This is a genomic window from uncultured Agrobacterium sp. (assembly GCF_913777885.1).
GTDB lineage: Bacteria > Pseudomonadota > Alphaproteobacteria > Rhizobiales > Rhizobiaceae > Agrobacterium.
In genome coordinates this window covers 142,695-154,560 of record NZ_CAJYTV010000001.1, presented here as the reverse complement: position 1 = coordinate 154,560, position 11,866 = coordinate 142,695, and the positions used below count along the sequence as shown (strand labels likewise).

The 11,866-nt window shown below is 56.4% G+C and carries 8 protein-coding genes; 6 read left to right on the top strand and 2 right to left on the bottom strand.

The annotated features are described in order from the left end of the window. The first annotated feature begins 21 nt into the window (after positions 1–21). From fliF to QZ869_RS00710, 4 genes are all read left to right on the top strand, one after another. Positions 22–1,710 carry a flagellar basal-body MS-ring/collar protein FliF gene (gene fliF / locus QZ869_RS00725; RefSeq protein WP_296018190.1) on the top strand — a complete coding sequence of 563 codons (1,689 nt, stop codon included), beginning with the start codon at positions 22–24 and terminating at the stop codon, positions 1,708–1,710. A gap of 353 nt (positions 1,711–2,063) precedes the next feature. Further along, positions 2,064–2,789 carry a helix-turn-helix transcriptional regulator gene (locus QZ869_RS00720; RefSeq protein WP_296018192.1) on the top strand — a complete coding sequence of 242 codons (726 nt, stop codon included), beginning with the start codon at positions 2,064–2,066 and terminating at the stop codon, positions 2,787–2,789. A gap of 55 nt (positions 2,790–2,844) precedes the next feature. Next, positions 2,845–3,546, top strand: a complete 702-nt coding sequence (locus tag QZ869_RS00715; RefSeq protein ID WP_296097761.1) for a helix-turn-helix transcriptional regulator — start codon at positions 2,845–2,847, stop codon at positions 3,544–3,546. 250 nt (positions 3,547–3,796) lie between these two features. Beyond that, complete coding sequence (locus QZ869_RS00710; protein WP_296018194.1) at positions 3,797–5,650, top strand: methyl-accepting chemotaxis protein; 1,854 nt, start codon at positions 3,797–3,799, stop codon at positions 5,648–5,650. A gap of 89 nt (positions 5,651–5,739) precedes the next feature. Here QZ869_RS00710 and QZ869_RS00705 read toward each other — a convergent pair whose 3' ends face one another. Beyond that, entirely contained in the window at positions 5,740–9,246 is a 3,507-nt protein-coding gene (locus QZ869_RS00705; RefSeq protein ID WP_296018195.1) for a PAS domain-containing hybrid sensor histidine kinase/response regulator, read from the bottom strand. Between the two features lie 243 nt (positions 9,247–9,489). Between QZ869_RS00705 and mscL the strand changes: the two genes are divergently transcribed. Further along, entirely contained in the window at positions 9,490–9,918 is a 429-nt protein-coding gene (gene mscL, locus QZ869_RS00700) for a large conductance mechanosensitive channel protein MscL (protein ID WP_296018198.1), read from the top strand. Positions 9,919–10,041: 123 nt separating this feature from the next. Beyond that, on the top strand, positions 10,042–11,214 hold the full coding sequence (locus tag QZ869_RS00695; protein ID WP_296102020.1) for a pyridoxal phosphate-dependent aminotransferase: 1,173 nt from the start codon (positions 10,042–10,044) through the stop codon (positions 11,212–11,214). A 197-nt stretch (positions 11,215–11,411) separates the two neighbouring features. On the opposite strand, the gene QZ869_RS00690 is transcribed toward QZ869_RS00695, so the two are convergent. After that, entirely contained in the window at positions 11,412–11,861 is a 450-nt protein-coding gene (locus QZ869_RS00690) for a hypothetical protein (protein WP_296018203.1), read from the bottom strand. Positions 11,862–11,866 lie beyond the last annotated feature (5 nt).

Sequence of the window (11,866 nt, the reverse complement as noted above, 5' to 3'; positions counted from 1 at the left end):
TGAATGACGGTGCGGAACAGAATGAATCTGTTAAATCAACTCCCTCAGGTTTTTAAAAACTTCGCGGCCTTAGGCCAGACGCGGCTTTTGGTGCTGGGTGGTGTGGGCGTTCTGTCCATGGCAATCATTCTCGCTGCTGCTCTTTATGTGAACAAACCTGCTTACGAAACGCTGTATGTCGGCCTCGAAACCATGGACATGAACAAGATCAGCATTGCGCTGGCCGAAGCCAATGTCGATTTCCAGGTCGGTGCCGACGGCACGAGCGTTCAGGTTCCCGTGGGAATGACGAGCAAGGCTCGTTTGCTCCTGGCTGAACGTGGCCTGCCCAACAGCGCGAACGCCGGTTACGAGTTGTTCGACAATGTCGGCTCTCTCGGCCTGACCTCCTTCATGCAAGAAGTAACGCGGGTCCGTGCGCTCGAAGGCGAAATCGGCCGCTCGATCCAGCAGATCGATGGCATTGCTGCCGCCCGCGTCCATATCGTGATGCCCGATGTCGGCAACTTCCGCCGTGGAGAGCAAAAGCCGACTGCCTCTGTGATGATCCGCGCAAGCGCATCTGCGGGCCGCAAGGCCGCCGCATCCATTCGCCATCTGGTTGCCTCTGCAGTGCCGGGCCTTGAGGTGGATGACGTAACCCTTCTCGATTCGACAGGGCAGTTGCTTGCTTCCGGCGACGATGTCAGCAACGGTGCGATGAGCAGATCGCTGACGCTTGCCCAGAACGTGCAGCAGGAACTCGAAACCAAGATCGACAAGGCGCTGGCTCCGTTCCTGGGAATGGACAACTTCCGTTCAAGCGTTACTGCCTCGCTCAATACCGACAGCCAGCAGATCCAGGAGACGGTTTACGATCCCGAATCGCGCGTCGAGCGGTCGGTCAGAACCACCAAGGAAGATCAGAAGTCTCAGGAAACGACGCCCGATTCCGCTGCAACAGTCGAGCAGAACGTGCCACAGGCCGCACCGCAGAGCGGTGGCGGCGGTCCCAAGTCCTCCGACGAGTCTGCCAAGAAGGAAGAGCAGACCAACTACGAAATCAACTCCAAGACAGTTGCGACGGTACGTAACGGATACACAATCGATAAGATTTCCGTGGCTGTCGTTGTCAACAAGGGACGGCTTGCCAAGATGATCGGCGAGCCTGCCGATCAGGCCAAGATCGATGCTTATCTGGCGGAAATGCAGAAGATCGTCACATCTGCTGCCGGTACCTCCGCCGACCGTGGCGACGTCGTGACCATCACCGCGATGGACTTCTTGGAAACGCAGCTGCTTGACGAGGCCGTCGCAGGTCCAGGTTTCACGGAAGTGCTGAGCCGTAACTCCGCAGGCATCATCAACTCGCTCGCATTCGTCGCGGTCGCCTTCCTGGTCGTTTGGCTTGGTGTCCGTCCCGTCGTCCGCTCTATGTCGGGTGCTGGTGCTCCGGCTTCGGCAGAGCTGGCGCAGGATGCAGCCGGTCTGGAACTGCCCGACTTCTCTCCTGCGATTGGCGGTGGCGCGGCAGGTGGTCTCATGGAAGGCTTCGGTGCGGACTTCGGTTTCGACAGCACGGACGATCTTCTTGCCGGAGGCGACGACGGTGGCGATTTCAATCGCCGGGTTCGCGAAGGGCCGGAACGCAGGCTCTCTCGCATGGTGGAAATCAGCGAGGAACGCGCCGCCAAGATTCTCCGCAAATGGGCTGTGGAAAAAGCTGCATGATAGAAAAGGCCGGGTCAAACCGGCCTTTTTTGTTTATTCGCACATTCTTGCTATGGGCCATCGACCCAGATGGTTTAGTATCTGTTCATCAAATCGTTTGATTCAGTCGTGGGATGCTGAAAAGGCGGATGTGTGCGAATGCAAACGCGTATATGCTCAAAGTTGTCCTAGGGTGCTTAAAAGAGTGGATAGGTCGTATCTGACCGATGGCATTTCCTTTTGCGTCTCCTAGAGTGTAATGATTCGGTCGCCAGCGCCGTTTTGTCTTCGATGACGACGGTGCTGTATGGAAATGAGTTCCATCCCGTTTAAGCATCCCCATCCGGGGAACGAAAGGGCGTAGGCTATTGAAAGTGGATGTCGATATTCGCAGGCTGTCGGCTACGCCTGCTGAAACGGCGGCAAGGCCCTTGCCGCGCAGCCAGCTCGTTCGCAAGATCGCCGCTGCGGCGGCTGAGGGTGATGTGACGGCTGCGATGGAGCATCTGACATCTTATGTCGGCGCTTCGCATTATCTCCTGTCCCGGGAAGATTTGTTGCAGGAGGCCAGCCTCAGCTTCATCGTGACATCAGACTGGCCTTTCGATCTGGTGCGCAAACTCGCCAACGAGTTGACCGGCACTCAAAGCCGTTCGAGCGAGATGGAAAAGTGCCTTGCTTTGCTTCGGCCCCGCTTGTTGACGCTTCCCGATGACGCAGTCGTGCCGGAAGGCATAGATCGCCAATACTGGACGCTGACTTTCTGCGTCGGGCGTTTGCGTTTTTCGCTTTTGTTGATGTTTTCCGAAGGAATTCTTCCTCCTGAAGAGAGGCTTCGCGAGGCAGGTATGCTCGCTGGTTACTTTGCCAGCTTCGGTATCGTCGAAGGCGCCAAGACGGAGCGAGATATCGATCTGACCGAAAGAGAGCTGGAATGCTTGTTCTGGATCGCCGAAGGCAAGACCAGTGACGAAATGGCGATGATACTCGGCATCTCGCGCAACACTATCAACAACTATATCACCAGCGTCATGCGCAAGACAGCAACCAAGACCCGTTCGGAGGCCATTGCCTACGCGGTCCGTAACAATCTCGTCTGAAAGGCGTATCATGGTTGTCGTCAAGGATATGGAAAACGCAGCCTATGGTCAGTCCATGGGCTCGAAGGCTGCTCCCTCGGTGACGCGGTCCGATCTTTTCCCAAAACTGGTCGCTATGCAGAGAAGCCTCGGTGCAAAGAACTTCATGGTTCTGCGCGCGGTCGCGGCGGGGTTTCCAAACAAGAGGAAACTGTCGTGCGAACTCGAAAATCTGGGTTTATCGGCAGGCGAGCAAAGCACGCAGCTGGTTCAGGTGCTTGGCGAAAGGCTGCTAGATCACCTTGAATCCTCTCTCCTGCCGGTGGCATGGATGAGCGACAGCGAAACTGGCTTCGCGGATCTTCCCGACGTTCCAGCGCTTCTCGTCCGGCTGGATAATGCCAGCCTTGGCTATTGCGGCGTTGGTTTTCCGGTGCGACTTGGCACGATGGGGAATGGCTTCGTCATCTTCTGTGGCGGAAACCTGCTGCTTGACAACGAATTGATGCTTGAACAGCACGTTAAATGCACGCAGATCATGGTCGATCTTCTGGCAATGGACGAGCGCCGCGTGTCCCCTTCAGAAGCTTTGAGCGAGCGAGAAGTTGCGTGCCTTCAATTGGCAGGTGATGGCCGGATCAGCGAAGAGATTGCGACCAAGCTCGGCCTCTCGGTTCATACCGTCAATGCCTATCTCGGATCCGCTACCATCAAACTCGATTCCGTCAACCGCATCCAGGCAATAGCCAAAGCCATTCGCCTCGGTTTCATTCATTGATGGTTTTGGCAGGTGATGCCGCGTGGCGGCACCATTGCCACCTCCCGTAGAGGCATTGTGTTCGGCGATAGAGGGCTGGACTGAAGCTCAGTTCAGGTGCTGCGTCTCGCTGGCCCAAAGTATTTTTCTTTTAATATGCAAGATTTACATGCCTGTCGTCCGTCATCAGAAATTTGGCTTTTGTAAGATTCCCTGAATTTTAACATTTTTACGTCACGTTGCGGGAAGTCGTTAATTTTGAGGACAAGCAATGTCGCGTTTTGTATCGAGATCCATTGTGGTTCAGATAGTATGCCTGACCCTCGGTCTTGTGATTCTTGGTATCATAGCCGTCGGTGCCTCAACCTATATGCGGTTGAAGCAGGATGTCATGCAGACCGCGATTATGGATACGGAAAGAGGAATTCGCAGCATGGCGATCCTCTACCAGCTGAAGGTCGGGGGCACGACGCTCGCTATCGATAATGACGAGCTTAAATCTGTAAGCCGTCCTAGCATCGGTACGCTGCTCGATTTCGATCTCGTCGACCGCACCGGCATGGCTATCGGTGGCGTGGCAACCGTATTTCAGGCACAGGGCACGGACTTCCTCAGAATCTCGACCAGTCTCAAAAACGAGAAGGGCGAGCGCGCTGTCGGGACAAAACTTGCTGTCGACAGTCCCGCCTACCAGAACATCACCAAGGGCCAGTCATATATCGGCCCGGCGAAGCTGTTCGGCAGGGATTACATGGCGGGATACATGCCTGTTCTTTCCAAGAAGGGAGATGCCGTCGGCATCCTCTTCGTCGGTGTACCTATGGAGTTCTACCAAGGACATATAGACGGTCTTCGCAATATGATGCTGATTGTCGGCGGAGCGGTCATCGTCATATTCAGCGTTCTTGGATACCTCATCATCAAGCGCAGCATGCGTCCACTCGGTAACCTGACGAGCGCCATCACATTCCTGTCTCAGGGCAGGCTCGACACAAACATTCCCTACGCGGAACGCAAGAACGAGTTCGGCGATATTGCACGCGCGCTGGAGGTCTTCCGCGAGAACGCCCGTGAGAAGCTCCGCATCGAGGGCCAGAGCGCCGAAGAGCGAGCCCAGGCTGAAGCCGAACGGGCGCAGAACGATGCCGAGAAGCAGAATACCGATCGCGAGATCGAATTTGCCGTCAACCAACTGGCCGGTGGCCTGGCTCTTCTCTCAAATGGAGACCTGACCCAGACCCTCGATGTGCCGTTCTCAGGCAGGCTTGAGCAGTTGCGGGTCGACTTCAATACCTCGCTTGCCAATCTGAAAGATGTGCTGCAGCAGGTGCGCGAGCGGACCTTCGTTATCCAGAACAATGGTTTGGAGATGCGCAAGTCGTCCGACGAGTTGTCACGTCGCACAGAATCCCAGGCTGCATCGCTGGAACAGACGGCCGCTGCGGTCGAGGAAATCACCGTGACCGTCAAGTCTTCTGCCGAGCGTGCTCGCGAAGCCAATAAGGCCGTTCGCGCGACGCAACAGAGCGCCGACAGCTCCGGAACCGTCGTGAAAAATGCTGTCGATGCGATGAGCCGCATCGAGGACGCATCGCAGAAGATCGAACAGATCATTGAAGTCATCGACGACATCGCCTTCCAGACGAACCTCCTTGCCCTCAATGCCGGTATCGAGGCTGCACGCGCAGGAGAGGCTGGTAAGGGATTTGCTGTGGTCGCCCAGGAAGTGCGAGAACTCGCCCAACGCTCCGCCGATGCAGCCCATGAGATCAAGGCGCTGATCAACCAGTCGACACAGGAAGTCAGCACAGGCTCGCTTCTCGTGCAGGAGGCCGGCCAGGTTCTCTCATCGATCAGCCAGCAGATCGTCACTGTCAGCCAACACGTGGAAACCATCGCTACGGCGACCCAGGACCAGGCATCCGCGTTGCAGGAAGTCAACGGCTCGGTAAACCAGATGGACCACATGACTCAGCAGAATGCGGCTATGGCGGAAGAATCGAGCGCTGCAAGCCAGATGCTCGCAGACGAAGTCGAGGCGCTTCTGGGCCTTCTTCAGCGCTTCCGCATGGAGCAGTCCAATGCGACAGGTGGTCGGCAAAACCACTATGGCCGCGCGGCCTGATCGAAGCATCACAATTGAAGACCGCTCTTCATCTCGAAGGGCGGTTTTTCTATGAGCGTCAGGACGCCTTATCCATCGAGTGAAGATGCTTATTCCGCGGCCGCCTGCCGGGTGTTGAAGACCTGTGTGACGTAGGCGCGCAAAGCAGCCGGTCGAACCGGCTTGTGCTGAACCCCGATGCCGTGGCGTTCCGCTTCGGTGCGAACCTCCGGTGTCCGATCGGCAGTGACGAGGAGAGCGGGAAGCTGCGCTTTCGATGTTTCGCGCAGATGCAGGATCGCATCGATCCCTGTACCCTCGGCGAGATGATAGTCGGCAATGATCATGTCGGGAATGCCACCTCTGCTCAAAGCATCATCGAGGTCATCGACGCAGGCAGCCTGCGTCACCGTGCAGCCCCAGCCAGTCAGTAGAACGGCCATGCCTTCGAGTATTTTCGGCTCGTTGTCGATGCACAGAATGCGAAAGCCTGCGAGCTGCGTCTGTTGGAGTTGAGACACCGTATGCTCCGCCTGCCTGCTTTGTTTCCCATGCTGCGCTTCCCTCTGCACCTGCACGACAAAGGACGTGCCTTTGCCCACGACCGATGACAGTTGAACGGGATGGTGCAGAACCCGCGACAGGCGGTCCACGATGGACAGACCAAGACCAAGGCCTGCCGCAGCCCTCATTCCTGCGTCGAGCCGTGTGAACTCCTTGAAGATCGTCCGGAACTTGGATGCCGGAATTCCCATGCCGGAATCGATCACCTGGATCATCACATCGCCGCCGCGCCGCCGCGCTCCGACGAGCACCTTGCCCGTGCTGGTATATTTGATGGCGTTGGACACCAGGTTCTGGATGAGCCGCCGCAACAGATTGATGTCGGAACGCACCATCAAGGATGTGGGCATCACTACGAATTCAAGGTTCTTCTCGCGCGCCATCGGGGCGAAGTCTGTCTCGATTCTTTTTAGCAGATCGTTCAAAGGCACCGCTGCCATGCGCGGTTTCATCGCGCCTGTATCGAGACGCGATATATCCAGCACCGCGCCCAGGATCGTTTCCACCGATTCCAGCGCCGAATCGATATTTTGAACGAGGTTGCTGTTGTCCGAATTGCCGATGCGCTCGACCAGTGCGGAAGAGTAAAGGCGGGCGGCGTTGAGTGGCTGCAGGATATCGTGGCCGGCAGCGGCGAAGAACCGGGTCTTGCCGATGTTAGCCTCATCTGCTGCCGCACGCGCCTCCACCAGTTCGTGGTTGACCCGCAACAGCTCTGCAGTACGCTCCGCAACGCGCTGTTCCAGAGTTTCATTGGCCTGCTTAAGCGCCTGGTCGCTTTCCACGCGCTGTGTAATATCGGTAAAGGTCGCGACCACACCCTTGTCCGGCATTGCATTGGAACGAACTTCGATGATGCGCGCTCCCCCGCCCAGTTCCAGTGAAAAAGGCCGGTCCATGGCGAGAAACTGGTCGATACGCTCACTATGGTCGCCGGGTGTAATATCCCCACGCTCTTCCAGTAGTGCAACGATCTCTCCGAGCGGCAGTCCAACCCGGCCGAAATGCTCCGGCAAGTCCAAAAGCGTGCGGAAACGTCGGTTCCATATCGTCAGTTGCAACGAACTGTCGAAGACGGCGATGCCCTGATCCATCTGTGCCAGAGCGGTCTGCAGCATGTCCTGATTGTATTGCAGCGCTTCGCTGGCCTGATCGAGCAGCCAGGCGGTATCGGCGCTGGTATCTTCCGCTTTCTGCAGAATGAGCGACAACACCAGCCGGGCGGAGGAAGAGCCGATCGCGCTGCCAAGCAACTGCTCGGAGAAATGAATTAGCGCCATATCGGCAGGCTGATCGTCCTCCAGTTTTCGCCCTGCCGTCTTCTCGTAGGCTGAAAGCGAGCGCAACATACGCTCTTCGCCGAGATAGCGCGCCACCGCACTCTTCAGGTCGCCGACACTCACACGCGTCTTCCAGCCTCGTGTGGCGAATTGAGACTTGGAGTGGCGCTTGACGAAAATGCCAGACTGGATGCGTTCCACAGGTCGCGGATTGCGCGAGAGGGAGCCAAGCACGAACGCCAGCGAATTGATGAGCAGGCTAAGCGTCACCGCATTGACCAGCGGATCGGCGCCGGGGCCGCTGAATATTTCTGTTCCCGGGAAAATGAAACTCAAGACCCCGGATGCAACATAGGCGTAGTCGGGTCCTCCCAGGCTTGGCAGGAAGAGGAGATAGGCCCAAACGATGAAGCCTGAACTAAGTCCGGCAATAGCTCCACGTGCGTTTGCCCGCCGCCAGAGCAGACCGCCAAACAGGGAAGGCGCCATTTGCGCGATTGCGGCAAAGGCAAGCAGCCCGATGGATGACAAACCTGATGTGCTGTCGGCTGCCCGGTAATAGCAATAGCCGAGCAGCAGCACGATGAAGATCGCGGTTCGGCGGATATTCAACAGTGTCTTGGCAAAGTCATCGCTGTGAGGCGAGCGGGTCAGGAGTTTTTGCCGCAGAAAAATCGGCATCAGGATGTCGTTGGACACCATGATCGACAGCGCCACGGAGGCGACGATCACCATGGCGGTAGCTGCGGAAAAACCACCGATGAATGTGATCAGCGAAACGATCGGCACACCATGGAACAGCGGCAGTTGAAGAACATAAAGATCCGCGTCGCCATTGCTCCCCAATGTCAGTAGACCGGCGATTGCAATCGGCAGTACGAAAATGTTGATTGCCACCAGATAGAGCGGCAAAAGAAATCCCGCCGTTCGCAGTTCCTTTGCCGTTCGGTTCTCGACCACCGTGACATGGAACTGACGTGGCAGAAGGATGATGGCGAAGCCCGACAGGAGGGTGAGAATGATCCAACGGCTGATCGGCGTCTGGTATGAGACCGCCTCCATCACCTGCGCGTTTTCAGAGGCAAGCCGCCAGAGCTGTGCTGGTCCGTCGAACAGAAAGAAAACCACATAAATACCGGCCGTGCAGATTGCCAGAAGCTTGACGACCGATTCCATCGAGATGGCGAGGATCAGCCCGTCTTGATGTTCTGTCGCGTCGGTGTGGCGCGTGCCGAACATGATCGCAAATCCAGACATCACCACCGTTACGATCAGCGGTAGATCGAGGAAGTAGAGATTTCCGCTGCCGATACCGTAGTCGCGCGGGTCCACCATGGTGGCCACTGAACTCGACACGGCTTTCAACTGCAGAGCAATATAGGGGATGGCGCCAACCAGAGCGATGACGGAGACGATCATGGCGACCGTCGGGTTCTTGCCGTAACGTGCGGCGATGAAATCCGCGACCGAGGTCAACTTTTCCGCCTTGGCCAATTCCACGATCCGGCGGATCACCGGCATTCCGAGAGTGAAGGCCAGGATCGGACCGATGTAGATGCCGAGAAATTCGAGCCCTTTTTCCGAGGCAAGGCCGACCCCGCCAAAGTATGTCCATGAGGTACAGTAGATCGCAAGGCTGAGAGCATAGACCACCGGTCGCCCGGTGTTGGGAGCGGTCTTTTGCCGGCTCTTGCGGTCGCCGTAACTCGCCACTGCAAACAGCAGCAGGATATAGGCGAAAGCCGAGACGAATATGATCCACCCGGGCAGCAATAGGGTCCCCTCCACGCGTTGCATGCAAGCTTATGACACTTCTGGGGAAATGAGAATTGGCCCCGTATTGGCATAAAGTTCAACGTGAGAGCGGTTGCGTCTGCGACCTGAGCTTCAGACGGTGGAACCGAATAGACTAATGCCGCGTCATAATACTGCGCATTGGCAACCGGAGTGCTATTGTGCGGCGGTCGGTGGCGTGCAGTCCCGACAGGTAAGAGGGCTTCAAAGAGGGACATCTTTATGCTTAATGAATTCAAGACATTCATCGCGCGCGGCAACGTCATGGATCTGGCCGTGGGCGTCATCATCGGAGCGGCGTTCAGCAAGATCGTCGATTCGGTCGTCAACGATCTCATCATGCCAATCGTCGGCGCAATCTTCGGCGGGTTTGACTTCTCGAACTATTTCATCCCGCTGAGTTCAACCGTCACTGCGCCGTCCCTTGCTGCTGCCCGCGAGCAGGGTGCGGTCATCGCCTACGGCAATTTCATCACCATCGTTATCAACTTCCTCATCCTTGCATGGATCATCTTCCTGATGGTCAAGGGCGTGAACAAAATCCGTGCTTCGGTGGAACGCGAAAAGGTAGAAGAAAAGAAGGCTCCAGCCCCGCCGCCAGAAGACGTCAAACTGCTGACCGAAATCCGCGACCTGTTGAAAACCCGCTGAAGCGGAAGGGTTTCTCGTCGGATCGATCTCTGACTCATCAGCAAAATCCGTGATTTCTTCACGGAATATCATGCCAGGCTGGTACGCAATGCGCTAAGAAGGCACTTGAACGGAGTGCCTTCTATGTCGGTTTTGAACAGTCTCAGCGCACGCTCTTTGGCAGCGCCGGAAAGTGGTATCGTCGAGGTCAAAAAATACGCCCACGATCGGGAAAATCTTCTTCCTTTATGGGTTGGCGAAGGCGATCTACCGACGCCAGCCTTCATCTCCAAAGCGGCAGCAGATGCGCTGAATGCGGGTGAGACTTTCTATACATGGCAGCGCGGCATTCCAGGTCTTCGCGAAGCGCTTGTGCGCTATTATCAAAGACATTTCAGCGCAACTCTTTCAACGGACCACTTCTACGTGACGGGCTCCGGCATGCAGGCCATCGCTCTCGCGGTCCAGGCATTGACGTCACCTGGCGATGAAATGATTTACCTCACGCCGACATGGCCGAATATCGTCGCCGCCATTGGCGTTGCCGGCGCGAACGCGGTCCCCGTTGGGATAGATTTTATCCAGGGCAAGTGGGAGATCGATATCGGCAAGCTTGAAAGCGCTATTACGCCGAAGACCAAGGCCCTCTTCATCAATACGCCGTCCAATCCAACCGGCTGGACGGCCACGAAAGACGATCTTCGCAACATTCTTGCACTAGCGCGCAAGCGCGGGCTTTGGATCGTCGCCGACGAGATCTACGCGCTTTATTATTACGGCGCAGCACGCGCGCCGTCCTTCCTCGACGTGATGGAGGAGGGCGACCGAATCGTCTTTGCCAATTCCTTCTCCAAGAACTGGTCTATGACGGGATGGCGTGTCGGCTGGCTGGTTGCCCCTCCGGAAATAGGCCAGGTGATCGAGAATCTGATCCAGTATTCGACCTCTGGCGTGGCGCAGTTCATGCAGCGCGGAGCGGTTGCCGCATTGGACGAAGGCGATGATTTCCTGGCGCAGAATTTTGCCCGAGCAGCACAGTCTCGCGATATTCTCTGCGACGCGCTGATTGCGACCAATCGCGTCGAGACCTTGAAGCCGGATGGCGCTCTTTATGCATTCCTGAAAATAGACGGCATCACGGATACCCGCGCAGCAGCCTTCGATATCGTTGACAAGGTCGGCGTTGGACTGGCGCCGGGAACAGCGTTCGGCGCGGGCGGCGAATTGTTTTTGCGCGCCTGTTTCCTGCGCGACCCGGCACAGATAGCAGATGCGGCAGACAGACTGTCGGATTACATCCTGCGGAAATCCGCCTGACGGGTTTTCATTTTTCTGCGTAACGACAACGTGGAGCGTTTCCGCTCAAGACGGAAACGCTCCACGTCGTTGAACAACACCGTGCTTTCCGAAAGATCAGCAATGATTTTCGGAAAGCACGATGCTGTAGTTTCAAAGGCTTCGAGGACGCAAAGGGCGCGCTCAAAGCCAAACTATACGGGAGAAACGATCAGGATCTAGTGCGCTGCGTTCATCGCAGCGGAGTCCACATTCTTGTAGAAAGTGGCGTAGCGCAGGCTATCGGCCAGGAATGCGGTGTTCTCGTTCGGGTCGTTGGAAGGGTTCTGGAAGTTGATGTAGTTGATGTTGACGCCGGCATGGTCTTTGCCAAGCATCAATTGCGCGTAGATCGTGACACCTTTCGGCTTGATCTCAAGATCGAGCGTGATCGAAGGATAGGTGTCCCAGTCCAGCGTATAGTCCCCACCAATCCCGAAATGAACGGTACCTGGATGGAAGTAAAGTTCTGCCGCCGAATCTACGAGATCCGACAAGCTGTTGTAATATTCAAACTTTAAAAGAGATATTAGATCAGCTGCGTCGATAAGGCGAAGCTCGGCCGCTACGGGACCGATTGCGCGTGCAACTATTTCTTCTCGTTGAGCCGAATATGGGCATTTTTTCATGTCGA

Coding starts and splice junctions, on each gene's coding strand:
- fliF (WP_296018190.1), top strand. CDS start 22: ATGAATCTGTTAAATCAACTCCCTCAGGTTTTTAAAAACTTCGCGGCC.
- QZ869_RS00715 (WP_296097761.1), top strand. CDS start 2,845: ATGGGCTCGAAGGCTGCTCCCTCGGTGACGCGGTCCGATCTTTTCCCA.
- QZ869_RS00710 (WP_296018194.1), top strand. CDS start 3,797: ATGTCGCGTTTTGTATCGAGATCCATTGTGGTTCAGATAGTATGCCTG.
- mscL (WP_296018198.1), top strand. CDS start 9,490: ATGCTTAATGAATTCAAGACATTCATCGCGCGCGGCAACGTCATGGAT.
- QZ869_RS00695 (WP_296102020.1), top strand. CDS start 10,042: ATGTCGGTTTTGAACAGTCTCAGCGCACGCTCTTTGGCAGCGCCGGAA.
- QZ869_RS00690 (WP_296018203.1), bottom strand. CDS start 11,861: ATGAAAAAATGCCCATATTCGGCTCAACGAGAAGAAATAGTTGCACGC.